The following is a 13,269-nucleotide window of genomic DNA, read 5'->3' as shown; positions in this document are numbered from 1 at the left end:
GCTCGGCGAACAGCATTTGGACGATAGAAAAAATTGCAACACGACCACATGAGTAGCCGACGCGTTCAGATCCTGGTGGCACTCGTCCTGACCGGGCTGTGGGGCGCGAGCATCTATGCCGGCCACGCCAACGGTCATCTGCGCTTTCTCGATCGCCTCGAGGCGACGCTGACGGATTGGCGGACACAGGTCCGCGGCGTGCAGGTTCCGCCCGATCTCGTCACCATTGTCGCGATCGACGACACCGTCGTGAAGCGCGGCGGCAGCTATCCGCTGCCGCGCGCCGATCTCGCCCGCGTCGTCGACACCATCGTGCAGTTCAAGCCGAAGGTCGTCGCTATCGACCTGCTCCTGGTCGACCGCAGCGCTGCGATCGGCGACGCCACACTGGCAAATACGCTGGCTACGGGTCCCATGGTGCTTGCCGCCGCGGCGATCTTCCCGTCCGCCAGCGAGAGCGTGGAGACTAGCGGCCAAGGCCCCCTCGCCGCCCTGCCGCAGGCCGAGCGCTTCCTGCTGCCCTTGCCGGCGTTCGCCGATCATGCCGAGGTCGGCGTCGTCAACGTTGCGACCGGACAATCGGGTTCGCCGCTCTCGGTGCCGATGCTGTTCCGGACCAGCGACAAGGTCGAGCTGTCATTCCCGTTGCGGGTCGCGGCGCGGGCGCTCGACAAGTCGTTGACGATCGCGCCGGACCATCTGATGCTCGGCGACCGCGCGGTGCCCACCGATAGCGACTTCGCGCTGCCGATTACCTATTACGGGCCGCGCCGGACCATCCGCACCGTCAGCGCGCAGAGCGTCTTCGACGGCACGCTCAAACGCTCCGCGATCGAGAACCGCATCGTCGTGATCGGCGCCTCGGTCGCCGGCGGCGGTGATTTCTACCCGACGCCATTCGATTCCCTGATGCCCGGCGTCGAAGTGGTCTCCACCGCGATCACCCACCTCGTCGCCGGCGACAGCATCGTGCGCGACCGCAAGGTCCACATCGCCGACGCGCTGATCGCGATCCTGTTGCCGATGCTGCTGGTCGGCCTGCTCGCCTGGCGGCGCAGCGCGCTCGGCATCGTCGCGGCGGCCGCGGTGATGATCGCCTGGGCCGGCTTCAATCTGTTCGCGTTCACCCACGGCGTCTGGCTGAACGCCGCAACCACGCTCGCCGCAGCGGTACCGCCGGTTGCGGTCTTTGCCGGCGTGCAATTGTGGGCGGGAGGCCGCCGCACGCAATATTTCGCGGCCAAGAGCCGGTCGCTCGCGCAATTCCAGGCGCCGGCCGTGCAGGAGTGGCTGGCGCGCGATCCGAATTTCCTGTCGAAACCCGTCCGGCAGGACGCAGCCGTGGTCTTCATCGATCTCTCTGGCTTCACGGCGCTCAGCGAGCGGATCGATCCGGGCGAACTCCAGGACATTCTGAAAGCGTTTCACGCGCTGATCGAGAAGACCGCGGTCGATTGCGGCGGCATGATCAGCGGCTTTCTCGGCGACGGCGCCATGATCCTGTTCGGTCTGCCCGGCGCAACGCCCGACGACGCCGCACGCGCGCTGAAATGCGCGATCGACCTGCACCGCGGCGTCGAACGCTGGATCGCGTCGTTGCCGCCTGCGATCAGGGATCAGCTCGGCTTCAAGATCGGCGCGCATTTCGGCCCGATCGTCGCCTCGCGCCTCGGCGAAAGCCACCAGCACATCACGGCGACGGGCGACACCGTCAACGTCGCGAGTCGGTTGATGGAGGTTGCCGTCCAGAACGGCGCGCAGCTCGCGCTCAGCGATACGCTGCTGGATGCGGCCGACTTCCAGGGCGCTCCCGACGGCGTTCTGTCGGGCCCTCTGCTCACGCAGGTCCGCGGCCGCTCTGGCGTCGTGACCGTCTGGTTCTGGCGCGACCAAGACAGGCCGAACCAGACCACGACCAAGGCCGAGATGATCGACTGAACCTTCGCCGTCGTCCCGACGAAGAGCTACCGCGCTTCCGGCGGTGGCGAGCGGTCCAGCACGTCGCCCTTGGCGCCTTCGAGCAGATCGATGCCGTAGGTCTCGATCACGAGCGGGCCGCGCTTGCGCTGCAATTGCGCGACCTGCGTCACCTTCGCAAAGAGGTCGTGGACGGCGGGATGGCCGCCAGAGCGCAGCTCGTCGACATAGATCAGCTTGCCCGCAAGCAGTTTTGGATCGGGCTCGGGCATGTTGGCCCAGCGGATGCGCTGGTTCTGCTGCACCACGCAGCTGCCGGGCGGCAGATAGAAGGCGAGCCAGCCGGTCGTGCCGTAGTCCGGCGCAAGCACGCAGGTGGCACCATTGCGGGCGCGCACCGCTTCAATTTCGGCAGCGAGTTCGCGCCAGCCGACGCCGACGCTTCGCACCGTCGCATCGCGGCGATAGCCGGACAGCCAGCCGGTATTGGCCTGCACGATCAGCGCGGCAAACATCACGACCCCGGTGGGTGCGGCCCAGCGCAGGCAAAAAGCCACCAGGCGACGCTGGCGCGGCTTCCACTGCACGAGATTGGCGGCGGCGGCCGCGGCGACGACGAAAGGCGGATAGACCGGCGCGAACCAGTTTGCCTCGACGCGGGCATGCAGCGAATGCCAGACGAAATAGACGACGATGGTCCAGAACATCGTCTCGATCAGCACGCGCGAGGCCAGCGCGCCGGCCCGGCGCCAGGTCAGCGCGTGCAGCCCCATCGCGCCGAGGATAAACACCAGCGGGGTTGCGAACGCGATCTGGGTCGGGATCAGCTCGGCAATGAAGACCGGACGAAAATCCTCGATCCTGGCGCGCCCGAGCTGCTTTGCGAACGAGACCCATTGATGATCGGCATTCCAGAGAATCACCGGCGAGAACAGCGCGAGCGCAACGAGGCCGCCGAGATACGGCCACGGCGAGAGAAACCAGTGCCGCAGTTTCGGCACGGTCACGAGCCAGATCAGGATCGCCAGCCCGAAGAACATCGCGGTGTATTTCGACAGTAGCGCTGCGCCGACGGCTGCGCCGACCGCGAGCCACCAGACGCCGCGGCCGCTCTCCAGCACCTTGGCGAGAAAGAACAGCACGAAGCTGGAGGCAACCAGAAGCGGTGCATCGGGCGTGACGATCAGCGTGCCGACCGAGGCCAGCAGCGTCACGTTGAGCAGGATGGCGCTGGTCGCCGCCACCCGCGTGCCGCCGATCAGGATCACGGCGGAGCGATAGACCGCGTAGCTCATCGGGAGCGCGAGCAGGATCGAGACCAGGCGCACGCCGAGTTCGGTATTACCCGCGATCATGGTGCCGACGCGGATGACGTAGGCAACCATCGGCGGGTGGTCGTAATATCCCCCGGCGAGGTTCTGCGACCACATCCAGTAATAGGCTTCGTCGAAGGTGATCGGCGTGAAGGCGGCTGCGACGAGCCGCAAGCCGACCAGCGCAAGGATCACCAGCACCGTATTGCGGACGATCCGCGCGTCAGCCCCGCCCATCGAGAGTTACTTCTTGCGCCAGACGAACAGTCCGGACATCGCGTAGTTCCACACCACGCCCATCAGCGCCCCGGCCGCACCCGCAAGCCACCAGATCGGCTCCTGGTCGTAGACCGAGAAGGCGACCCCGACATTGGCGAGCAGGCCGACGCTGCACACGATGTAGAACGCGATCAGGCCGCGCAACAGCGCAAAGCCCTTCAGCCGCTGGTCGCGATAGGTGAGGAAGTTGTTGAGGACGAAATTGCTGGTCATCGCGACGATGGCGCCGGAGGCCTGCGCTTCCGCGAACGGCTCCTTGAACAGCTCGAGCGATATGAACAGGGTGGTGAGATGCACCACGAGGCCGATCCCGCCGACCATCGCGAACAGCAGGAAGCGTAACGAGACAGCATCATTGGTGAACTTCGCCAGCACCAGGCCGAGAAAATCCAGCGCGACCATGGAATCGAGCTTGCTTTCGCCGTGCTGGCGCTCGCCGAAGGTGTAGGGAATTTCGATGGCGCGCAAGCTGCCGTTCGCGCTCGCGACGAGGTCGAGCAGGATCTTGAAGCCATGCACGGAAAGTTTCGGCGCGAGCTGCTCGAAACGGTCGCGGCGAACCATGAAGAAGCCGCTCATGGGATCGGCGATCTCGACCCGCAGCATCTTCCTAGCGACCTCGGTCGCCAATGCACTGGCGCCGGCGCGCTGCTTGTTGAAGCCTTCGCTCTTGTAGCCCTCGATGTAGCGGCTGCCGACCACGAGCTCGGCCTGCCCGCTCGCGAGCAGCGACAGCATCTTCGGCAGCTGCGTCTCGTCGTGCTGAAGGTCGGCGTCGATCACGGCCGCATAGGGCGCGCTGGAGGCCAGGATGCCCTCGATGCAGGCCCCCGACAGGCCGCGGCGGCCAATGCGGCGGACACAGCGCACGCGGCTGTCGCGCTGGGCCAGCGCGCGCACGACGTCCCAGGTGCCGTCAGGCGAATTATCGTCGACGAACACGACCTCCCAGGCGATGCCGGCCAGCACTGCCTCCAGCCGCCGGTACAGCACCGTGACATTGTCGCGTTCGTTGAAGGTCGGGACGACGACCGACAATTCCGGCGCCGGTGAGGCCGCCTGTGGGATGTCGGAGCCCGGTCTGATCGCTTCATTCATGACGGCAGCGTATATCCGCCGCGTCCTGTGCTGCCAAGAACTTGCGCTAGCAAGCCGGGGGTTCTCTGGGGGAGCGGCCCAAAAGGGGCCCAAAAATGCCAACGACCCCGGAACGGCGGGCCGCGCGTACATCCGGCGCAGCCTGTGCTATTCCAAGGTCGTTCCAGCGCCGGAGTTTTTCGCTCAACGTCGCCGTTAGAAGCTAAATGGGAACGGCAACGCCGCTTTACAAGGGGCGAAAGAGGCCTTTTTCACACCCTTACTGGTTCGGGACTTCCTTGATCACCGGCCCTCGCGGCACGGGCGCGGCAGGGGCCGCCGGCGCCGCAGCCCCGGCCGGCTCGGCCTTCGCAGGTTTGGGCGGCTTGCCGTACTGGCCGATCGGCCCAAAGACGACGGCGACCGCAAGCACGATCGCCGCGACGATCACGCCCAAAATGCCCCCCACCGACTCAGACGACATGGAAACCCATCCCTGTTCCAGATGCGCCCAGTGATACCATGGATGAGCGCGCTGCCGGAAGGGCTTGCCGGACGCACCGGTTCAATGGGCTATTTCTGCGGCGGCTTGTGCTTGACGAAGGCCGTCACGATGTCCTTCTGGGCCGCCTCCACCGCCCTGTTCGCGGTCGCGAGATGGGCGCCGGCTTCGATAGCCGGATATTGCGTGGTGAGATAATCGAGCAGTGCCACCCGGTAATATTGCCGCTCCGACGGACAGGCTCCGGCGACGGAGCGGCCAAAGTCCTGTTCCGACAGGCCCTGATTGCCGTCGCGCGAATATTCCCGCGCCAGGCAATGCCAATAATCGTCGCGGCCCTGCATGGCGAGCTTCTGCGCACCCTTGGCATCGTCATCGTCGGCCATGACTGAAGATATCATGGCAGCAGATGTCATCATGACGAGCGCCGCTCCCACCATCAGCATCCGCATCTTGTTCTCCATTTTTTCGCAGATCCCGTCGCGAGCTTAGACGGGACGTCGCAACTGGCCAATCACAACTGGTTTGATTAGGATGGAGGCCCTCCTCCCGTCATCCGAGATCCTCCCGTGGCCAAAGCAAAAACCGCGTCCAAAAAATCCGGCAACATCTTCATCGGCATCGGCGGCTGGACCTTCGAGCCTTGGCGCGGCGTGTTCTATCCGGAGAAGCTCACGCAAGCCAAGGAGCTGTCCTACGCCGCCTCGAAGCTGACCTCGATCGAGATCAACGGCACCTATTACGGCTCGCAGAAACCGGAGAGCTTTCGCAAATGGGCGAGCGAGGTGCCTGATGGTTTCGTGTTCTCGGTCAAGGGGCCGCGCTTCGCCACCAACCGGCGCGTGCTGGCCGAGGCCGGGGATTCCATCAAGCGTTTCTATGATTCCGGCGTGCTGGAACTCGGCGATCATCTTGGGCCGGTGCTGTGGCAGTTCGCGCCGACCAAAAAATTCGACGGCGCCGATTTCGGCAAATTCCTCGAGCTGTTGCCGCGCAAGCTCGAGGGACGCGCGCTGCGCCATGTCGTCGAGGTCCGTCACGACAGTTTCTGCACGCCGGACTTCGTCACGCTGATCCGCGAATTCGAGACGCCCGTCGTGTTCGCCGAGCACGGCAAATATCCAGCGATCGCCGACGTCGCCGGCGATTTCGTCTATGCCCGGCTTCAAAAGGGCAACGACGAGATCAAGACGTGCTATCCACCGAAACAGCTCGATGCCTGGGCCAAGCGCTTTCAGGACTGGGCCGAGGGAAGTGAACCCGACGACCTGCCGAAGGTCGACAAGGCCAAGCCAAAGAAGGAGCCGCGCAACGTGTTCGCCTATGTCATCCACGAGGGCAAGGTGCGCGCGCCGGCCGGCGCGATGGAACTGATCGCACGAGTGAGTTGAGGTGTTTCGCTAAAGGTGTCTCATGGCAAAGGCCAAAAAGCTCTTCACCATCGGCTATGAGCAGACGCCGCCAAAGGCCGTACTCGACGAGCTGGAGCAATCCGGCGTCAAGCTCGTCGTCGACGTGCGCGCGGTGACGTCATCGCGCCGACCCGGCTTTTCCAAGAAGCAGTTGTCCGCGGGCCTCGATGAACGCGGCATCGCCTATGTCCACCTCGCGGCGCTCGGAACGCCCAAGGAAGGCCGCCTCGCCGCCCGCAGCGGGCAATACGATGTGCTGGAGAAGATTTTCTCAAAGCACCTGAAGAGCCGGAGGCCCGCGAGCAGATGGACGAGCTCTCGGCACTGGTGAAGAAAGCCGGTCCCGTCTGCCTGCTCTGCTACGAGCGTGACCACACCCATTGCCACCGCCAGATGATTGCGGAGATCATCGAGGATCGGGATGGCGTGGCGGTGAAGAATTTGGCGGGGCGGCAGGTGTAGCGGTCGTTCGTGTACCGTCCGCTTGAGCAGAAGGACGACGACTCTATCCGTAGCCGTCATCCTGAGGTGGCCGCTTCTTCAGCGGCCCTCGAAGGACGACGGCGTGCCGCGGAGATCGCACCTCGGCCGTTCATCCTTCGAGGCTCGCAAGAGCTCGCGCCTCAGGATGACGGTTCTAACTTCGGTGCGTAGTGCACAACTAAAACGGCGAATGGCGAAAGCCTATCCCTCTCCCGCCAGCCTAAACGTCCCTTCCATCATCTGCACGCAACGCCCGCCGACATGAGCGGAGACGATCTTGCCGTCCTGCTTGCGCACGCGCGTCTGCAGGATGCTCGGCCGGCCCATGTCAAAACCCTGCCCAACCGTGAGCTTCAACTCGCCGTCGCGCGTGGCATCGAGCTCGGCGAACAGCGCGGCTGCGGCAACCGTGGCGCTGCCGGTGGCGGGATCTTCGGCGAGGCCGCTGGCGCCGCGCATGAACATGCGCGCCTGCCGCTCGCACGGCGCCTCCGCTGCGGGCACATCGCGCGTATAGAACCACGCCGCGAACGCGCCGTCGCACGGAAACACCTTGCCGAAGGCCGCCGCGTCGGGCCTGGCCCGCTCGAGCGCATCGCGCGAGTGCAGCTCAATCACCAGAAACGGCGTTCCAACACTGACGACCTGCGGCGCGTGACGGTCGACCTTGATGTCGTCTGCACTGAGCGAGATGCAGCTTGCGGCATCAGCGGCAGACAATTGCGACAGGCGCGCCAAAGGCTGCGGTGCGGTGAGCTCGGTGCTGATCACGCGGCCCTGCTCTCGCGAGATATCGACCGGCACCAGCCCCGCCTTCTCCTCGAACCGCAGGCGCGGCTTCGGCTCCTTCGCGATCGTCGCCAGCACGAAGGCGGTACCGACATTGGGATGGCCAGCGAAAGGAAGCTCCCTGACAGGCGTGAAGATGCGCACCTCGGCATCATTCGCGTTGTCGCGCGGCGGCAGCACGAAGGTCGTCTCGGAATAGTTGAACTCGGTCGCGACCGACTGCATTTGCGCGGTCGACAACCCGCCGGCATCGAGCACCACGGCGAGCTGGTTGCCGCCGAAGGCACGGTCGGTGAACACGTCGACGGTGATGTAGCGGCGCTGCATCTTTCGCTTCCTCATGCAAGTCGCGGCCGCAACCGGCCGCATCGCCGGCAGTCTACAAGCCGACGACATCGCTCGTCATGCCCCAATATTCGGTGCAATCGGAGCAATCGCGATGACGTGCGTGAAGCCGAGAAGCGGCTTCTACAATGCAAGACCAGGCTAGCAGTGATAGTTCATCACGCGCCTTCAGCGAAGCGCGACCCACTTCAACGAAGCGCGACCCGCATTTGAAGGCGCGCTATCCCAATTGAAACACCGCCACCTTCTGCTGATAGCCGCGTACCTCGACCTCGCCGAGCGCGACGGCATCGCTGCCGTCCTCGCCCAGCGCCTCGCGGACGGCCGCGGAGATCAGGAGCTGCGAGCCGAACTCCTTGTTCAGCGCCTCCAGCCGGGAGGCGAAGTTCACGGTGTCTCCGATGACGGTGTATTCCTTGCGCCGGGGTGAGCCAATATTGCCGGCGACGACCTCGCCGAAATGGATGCCGATTCCGATTCTGAGCGGCCAGCTCGTCTGCGCGTTGATGCGCTCCATCGCGGTCAGCATCTCGCGGCCCGCGGCGACCGCGCGGTGCGCGGCGTCGGAGGTCTCGAGCGGGGCGCCGAACAGGGCAAGAAAGCCGTCGCCCAGAAACTTGTTCACGATGCCGCCCTCGCGGTCGAGAATGTCGACGAGAACGGCGAAGGCACCGTCGAGCCTATCGACCACCTCCTGCGGGGTGCGCGACTGCGCGCCCGTGGTGAAGCCGCGGAAATCGACGAACATCACGGCGACGCGGCGGAGGTCGCCGGCGGCGCTCGTCCCCGCCGCCATCAGCCGCTCCACCACCTGAGGGGAAACGTGCTGGCCGAACAGGTTGGTCACCCGGTCGCGCGCGGTCGCTGCCGCAATGCTCGCGGCGAACTGGCGCCGGAGCTGCGCACCGACCGCGCCTGCAAGCACGCCACAGATCAGGATGATGGTGCTTCGCACCGCGTGGAAATAGATCTGCGGCTCGCCGCTCCCGCTGACGGGGTCGAAGATCAGCGCCACGGTGAGCAGCTCACCCGCAGCAACGAAGCCGGTGAAGGTGGACAGCCAGAAGTCGAGCCGCAGGGTCGAGAGGATGACGAAAATGAAATAGATCAGCGGCACGACGAAGCCGAGCGCCTGGCTCGCACCCATGCTGCGGATCTGCAGGATCAGGATGACGGTCGGCAGCGAGGTCTCGATCAGCGCACCGATATAGCGCCGGATCACCGGCAGATCGCGGTCGAGCTTGAGGTTTCGCCTGATCTGGCTATGGACCCAGACCTCGAACAGGATGAAGCCGGTCAAGAGACCATAAACCTCGGCAAGCCCCTCCGTGCCCCGCCAGACCCGCTGCACCACGGAGGAATCGACGAGATAGATCGCGGTGAGGAACACGACGATGACGCAGCCCGTCGTGATCAGCGCCCTCACCCGTACGAGCTCGGTACGCAGCACTTCGCGCGTCAGCTCGCGCTCGAAGTCCTCGGACATGACGGCATGCTGCCGGGCCTTCCTGCTCGCAAAACTGACCATCCTGCCCCCTTGATTCCAGCGGCATCTTGCCTCAATCCAGCGTGCGGCGGAAGCGCGTCACGGCGATGGTCATGGCGAGCAGCATCAGGACTGCCAGCGCCAGCGCGTCGAAATGCAAATTTTGCATGCTCGCGCCCTTCAGCATGATGGCGCGGACGATGCGGAGATAGTGCGTCAGCGGCAGGCATTCGCCGACATATTGCGCCCAGGCCGGCATCCCGGCAAACGGGAACATGAAGCCGGACAGCAAGATGCTCGGCAGGAAGAACATCATCGACATCTGCATCGCCTGGAGCTGATTCTGCACCAGCGTCGAGATGGTGTACCCGATCGCCAGATTGGTCGTGATGAACAGCGTCGAGAGCAGCGCCAGCAGGAACAGATTGCCGAGCACCGGCACGCCGAACAGGCCGACCCCGATGCCGATGATGAGGAACGCCTGCACGAAGCCCACCAGCACGTAAGGGATGATCTTGCCGAACATCACCTCGACCGGCCTGATCGGCATCGACAGCAGGCTCTCCATCGTGCCGCGCTCGACCTCGCGCGTGACCGAGAGCGCGGTGAAGATCAGCATGGTCATGGTGAGGATAGTGCCGACGAGGCCCGGCACGATGTTGAGGCTCGACGCGGCGGCGGGGTTGTAGCGGGCGTGGGCGCGGATCTCGAATGGCATCTCCGGGGGATTTCCGATGTAGAGATCGTGTTTGAGTGCGGTCTGCACGACCATGCCAAGCGAGCCGATCGCCGCGCTCGCTGCGACCGGATCGGTCGCGTCGGCCGCAACCAGCAGCGCAGGTCTGTCGCCGCGCCGTACCGCCCGCTCGAAGCCGCGCGGGATCTCGACGCCGAACAGCACCTTGCCGGACTTCAGCAAATTGTCGAAATCGTCGACGTCGTGCACCTCGTAGATGAAGCGGAAATAGGCCGTATTCTCCAGCGCCTTCAGGATCGAGCGGGCGAGATCGGAATCCTCCTGGAGCAGCACCGCGCTCGGCAGATTATGCGGCGTGGTGTTGATGGCATAGCCGAACAAGAGCAGCTGCATCACCGGCAGCATCACGATCATCGCAAACGACACGCGGTCGCGCCCGAGCTGGATGAACTCCTTGATCAGCATCGCATAGGAGCGCCGCAGGAAGCCGAAGCGCTCGCGGATTTCGCGTGCGGGAGCCGGACGATCGACGGCGCTCATTGGAAATTGTCCTTGGAACGGCTCATCAATTCGATGAACACGTCTTCCAGTGACGGCGATGATTTGTGCCAGCGCAGCCCGCTTTTCTCGCGCCATGGCGCGATGCTGGCTTCCAGGGCGGCGACGTCGCGGCCGGAGACGTGCAGCGACGTGCCGAACGGCGCCACCATGTCGATTCCGGCCTTGCCAGTGAGCGCAGCCGTGAGCTCGTTGAGGTCCTCGCCCGTCACGGTGTAAGTCGTCAGCGCGGATTTCGCGATCACCTCCTCCACGGTGCCATGCACGAGCAGATGGCCATAGGCGATGTAGGCGATCTCGTGACAGCGCTCGGCCTCGTCCATGTAGTGGGTCGAGACCAGCACTGTGAGACCGTCGGCCGCGAGTGCATGAATCTCGTTCCAGAAATCGCGCCGCGCCTTCGGGTCGACGCCGGCGGTCGGTTCGTCCAAGAGCAGCAGTTTCGGACTCGGCAATGTGCAGGCACCTAGCGCCAACCGCTGCTTCCAGCCGCCGGAGAGTTCGCCGGCGAGCTGTTCCTCGCGCCCCGAGAGCCCGATCCGCTTGATCATGTCGCGCGCGGCGCCGCGTGCATCGCGAAGGCCGTATAGGCGCGCGACGAATTCGAGGTTTTCGCGGACAGAGAGATCCTGATAGAGGCTGAAGCGCTGGGTCATGTAACCGACCTGGCGCTTGATCTTTTCGGCATCGCGCCTGATGTCGTAGCCGAGGCAGGTGCCCTCGCCGCTGTCGGGCGTGAGCAGGCCGCAGAGGATGCGGATGGTCGTCGTCTTGCCCGAGCCGTTCGGGCCGAGGAAGCCGTAGATCGAACCGCGCTTCACCTGCATCGACAAATCGTGCACGACCTCGCGGCCACCGAACGACTTGGTCAGGCCCTTGACGTCGATCGCGATGCCATTGCCGCCGCTCATCGCTTGTCCGCCACGGGGGTTTTTGGATTGAAATGGACGTCGATGGGTTGTCCGACGCGCAGCGCATCGGGGCGCGACGGCCGCGCCTGGATCAGATAGACGAGCTTGTTGCGCTCCTCGAGACTGTAGATGACAGGCGGGGTGTATTCGGCCGAAGTCGCGATGAAATAGATCTTTGCGGTGAGATCGGCGGCGCAATTGTCGCACGCGACCCGCACGGTATCGCCGATCGCAAGCTTCGGCAGCTCGGTCTCCGGCACGAAGAAGCGCAGCTTCATGTTGCCGGGCGGCATGATCGAGAGCACCGGCCGCTGCGCCGCCACCATTTCGCCCTCGCGAAAATAGATCTGCTGGATGGTACCGGCAACGGGCGCAAAGCCCTTGCGACGCGCCATCCGCGTCTCCGAGGTCGCCACCCGCGCCTCGGCGACGCGCAAGGCGGAGACGGCCGAGTCGAGATTGGCCTGCGTGCCCGAGCCGGTCTTGCTCAGCGAAGCCGCGCGGTCATAGGTCTGCTGCGCGTTGGCAAGCGTCGCCTTGTTCTGGTTGAAATCGGCAAGCTGGAGATCGTCGTCGACGGAATAGAGGTGATCGCCGACCTTGACCTCGTCGCCCTCGCGGATGTTCAGCTTCGTCACGCGGCCCGCTTCGTCCGGGCTGACGAAGATCATGTCGGCCTCGACCCAGCCCTGGAAGCCGGGCTCACGTTTCTCCTGGCACCCGGCAAGCCCGGTTGCGAGCGCGATGATCAGTGCAGCTCCGAAAATTACCTGCGACGACCTCATGTCGTGCTCCGTTCGCCAAAAATCAAATCGAGATGAACGCGCAGCATGTCCTGCGCGTCGAGCGGCGCGTGCCGCGCAAACAGGCTCTGCCAGATCACCGCGATCATCGCGGGTGCGACCAGGATCTGCGGGTAATGCGCCAGGTTCTTCTGGCGTATCTCGCCGCGGGCGATGGCGAGTTCGATCAGCGCGCGCATGGCGGCGATGCCGCGTGAGACGACCTCGCGGTAGTAGAAATCGGCCACGGAGGGAAAGCGCGGTCCCTCGGCCACGATCAGGCGCACGAGATCGCCGCGCCTGGTGCCGATGACTTCCTTCAGGAAGTTGCTGGCAAACGTCTCGACGAGATCGCGCACCGAGCCCGCCGGCGGCGGCAATGCCGTCAACCGCGTCACAACAGGCACGATCACGGTCCGCACCAGCTCCTCGAACATCGATTCCTTGTCCCTGAAGTGCAGGTAGATGGTGCCCTTGGCGACACCCGCGCGCTTCGCGATGTCGTCGAGCCGCGTCGCGGCAAAGCCGCGCGCGATGAATTCCTCCATCGCGGCATCCACGATCGCCGCACGCCGTTCCGCCGCACGCGTGGCACGGCTCGACGCGGGGGCCGGGTCGTTGTCAGCACGTGCAGAGGCCTTCGCGTTGGCGCGAGTTGCGGGCGTGGTGGCTTTGGCGGGCTTCTTGATCATCCGCACAAGATGACTGACTGGTCAGT

Annotated in this window: 12 protein-coding genes and 1 pseudogene; 3 read left to right on the top strand and 10 right to left on the bottom strand. The window is 64.8% G+C overall.

Going from position 1 to position 13,269, the window contains the following annotated elements:
* The first annotated feature begins 48 nt into the window (after nt 1-48).
* Complete coding sequence (locus ABIB66_RS12175) at nt 49-1,938, top strand: CHASE2 domain-containing protein (protein WP_354208553.1); 1,890 nt, start codon at nt 49-51, stop codon at nt 1,936-1,938.
* A gap of 26 nt (nt 1,939-1,964) precedes the next feature.
* Here the strand turns inward: ABIB66_RS12175 and ABIB66_RS12170 are convergent, their stop codons facing one another.
* The 4 genes from ABIB66_RS12170 to ABIB66_RS12155 all read right to left on the bottom strand — a co-directional run bounded on the left by ABIB66_RS12170 (nt 1,965) and on the right by ABIB66_RS12155 (nt 5,540).
* Nucleotides 1,965-3,467, bottom strand: a complete 1,503-nt coding sequence (locus tag ABIB66_RS12170) for a glycosyltransferase family 39 protein (RefSeq protein WP_354208552.1) — start codon at nt 3,465-3,467, stop codon at nt 1,965-1,967.
* Between the two features lie 6 nt (nt 3,468-3,473).
* Complete coding sequence (locus ABIB66_RS12165; protein ID WP_354208550.1) at nt 3,474-4,607, bottom strand: glycosyltransferase family 2 protein; 1,134 nt, start codon at nt 4,605-4,607, stop codon at nt 3,474-3,476.
* 259 nt (nt 4,608-4,866) lie between these two features.
* A complete protein-coding gene (locus tag ABIB66_RS12160; RefSeq protein WP_354058373.1) occupies nt 4,867-5,070 on the bottom strand; it encodes a hypothetical protein in 204 nt (67 codons plus the stop codon).
* Between the two features lie 89 nt (nt 5,071-5,159).
* Nucleotides 5,160-5,540, bottom strand: coding sequence for a hypothetical protein (locus ABIB66_RS12155; RefSeq protein WP_354208548.1), 381 nt, complete (start codon nt 5,538-5,540; stop codon nt 5,160-5,162).
* A 117-nt stretch (nt 5,541-5,657) separates the two neighbouring features.
* On the opposite strand from ABIB66_RS12155, the gene ABIB66_RS12150 reads away from it, so the two are divergent.
* On the top strand, nt 5,658-6,479 hold the full coding sequence (locus tag ABIB66_RS12150) for a DUF72 domain-containing protein (protein ID WP_354208547.1): 822 nt from the start codon (nt 5,658-5,660) through the stop codon (nt 6,477-6,479).
* 22 nt (nt 6,480-6,501) lie between these two features.
* Nucleotides 6,502-6,962 (top strand): annotated as a pseudogene (locus tag ABIB66_RS12145) (DUF488 domain-containing protein).
* A 222-nt stretch (nt 6,963-7,184) separates the two neighbouring features.
* On the opposite strand, the gene ABIB66_RS12140 reads toward ABIB66_RS12145, so the two are convergent.
* The 6 genes from ABIB66_RS12140 to ABIB66_RS12115 form a co-directional block, all read right to left on the bottom strand.
* Nucleotides 7,185-8,099: a PhzF family phenazine biosynthesis protein gene (locus tag ABIB66_RS12140; protein WP_354208545.1), complete on the bottom strand. Its 915-nt coding sequence runs from the start codon at nt 8,097-8,099 to the stop codon at nt 7,185-7,187.
* A gap of 238 nt (nt 8,100-8,337) precedes the next feature.
* Nucleotides 8,338-9,645, bottom strand: a complete 1,308-nt coding sequence (locus ABIB66_RS12135; protein ID WP_354208544.1) for an adenylate/guanylate cyclase domain-containing protein — start codon at nt 9,643-9,645, stop codon at nt 8,338-8,340.
* Between the two features lie 31 nt (nt 9,646-9,676).
* A complete protein-coding gene (locus ABIB66_RS12130) occupies nt 9,677-10,840 on the bottom strand; it encodes an ABC transporter permease (protein WP_354208542.1) in 1,164 nt (387 codons plus the stop codon).
* Complete coding sequence (locus ABIB66_RS12125; protein ID WP_354208541.1) at nt 10,837-11,769, bottom strand: ABC transporter ATP-binding protein; 933 nt, start codon at nt 11,767-11,769, stop codon at nt 10,837-10,839. The genes ABIB66_RS12130 and ABIB66_RS12125 overlap by 4 nt, the downstream gene beginning before the upstream one ends.
* Nucleotides 11,766-12,554 (bottom strand): HlyD family secretion protein, encoded by a 789-nt coding sequence (locus tag ABIB66_RS12120; protein WP_354208540.1) that lies wholly within the window; start codon nt 12,552-12,554, stop codon nt 11,766-11,768. Before ABIB66_RS12120 ends, ABIB66_RS12125 begins: the two co-directional genes overlap by 4 nt.
* Nucleotides 12,551-13,243 carry a TetR/AcrR family transcriptional regulator gene (locus ABIB66_RS12115; protein WP_354208539.1) on the bottom strand — a complete coding sequence of 231 codons (693 nt, stop codon included), beginning with the start codon at nt 13,241-13,243 and terminating at the stop codon, nt 12,551-12,553. The genes ABIB66_RS12120 and ABIB66_RS12115 overlap by 4 nt, the downstream gene beginning before the upstream one ends.
* Between the last annotated feature and the right edge of the window lie 26 nt (nt 13,244-13,269).

This window comes from Bradyrhizobium sp. F1.13.3 (assembly GCF_040548265.1).
Lineage (GTDB): Bacteria > Pseudomonadota > Alphaproteobacteria > Rhizobiales > Xanthobacteraceae > Bradyrhizobium.
The sequence above is the reverse complement of the archived record's forward strand: the minus strand, read 5'-3'. Positions and strand labels throughout refer to the sequence as shown.

Excerpts from the sequence above, each read along its gene's own strand:
- ABIB66_RS12175 (WP_354208553.1), top strand. The coding sequence starts at position 49 with ATGAGTAGCCGACGCGTTCAGATCCTGGTGGCACTCGTCCTGACCGGG.
- ABIB66_RS12170 (WP_354208552.1), bottom strand. The coding sequence starts at position 3,467 with ATGGGCGGGGCTGACGCGCGGATCGTCCGCAATACGGTGCTGGTGATC.
- ABIB66_RS12165 (WP_354208550.1), bottom strand. The coding sequence starts at position 4,607 with ATGAATGAAGCGATCAGACCGGGCTCCGACATCCCACAGGCGGCCTCA.
- ABIB66_RS12160 (WP_354058373.1), bottom strand. The coding sequence starts at position 5,070 with ATGTCGTCTGAGTCGGTGGGGGGCATTTTGGGCGTGATCGTCGCGGCG.
- ABIB66_RS12155 (WP_354208548.1), bottom strand. The coding sequence starts at position 5,540 with ATGCGGATGCTGATGGTGGGAGCGGCGCTCGTCATGATGACATCTGCT.
- ABIB66_RS12140 (WP_354208545.1), bottom strand. The coding sequence starts at position 8,099 with ATGCAGCGCCGCTACATCACCGTCGACGTGTTCACCGACCGTGCCTTC.
- ABIB66_RS12135 (WP_354208544.1), bottom strand. The coding sequence starts at position 9,645 with ATGGTCAGTTTTGCGAGCAGGAAGGCCCGGCAGCATGCCGTCATGTCC.
- ABIB66_RS12130 (WP_354208542.1), bottom strand. The coding sequence starts at position 10,840 with ATGAGCGCCGTCGATCGTCCGGCTCCCGCACGCGAAATCCGCGAGCGC.
- ABIB66_RS12125 (WP_354208541.1), bottom strand. The coding sequence starts at position 11,769 with ATGAGCGGCGGCAATGGCATCGCGATCGACGTCAAGGGCCTGACCAAG.
- ABIB66_RS12120 (WP_354208540.1), bottom strand. The coding sequence starts at position 12,554 with ATGAGGTCGTCGCAGGTAATTTTCGGAGCTGCACTGATCATCGCGCTC.
- ABIB66_RS12115 (WP_354208539.1), bottom strand. The coding sequence starts at position 13,243 with ATGATCAAGAAGCCCGCCAAAGCCACCACGCCCGCAACTCGCGCCAAC.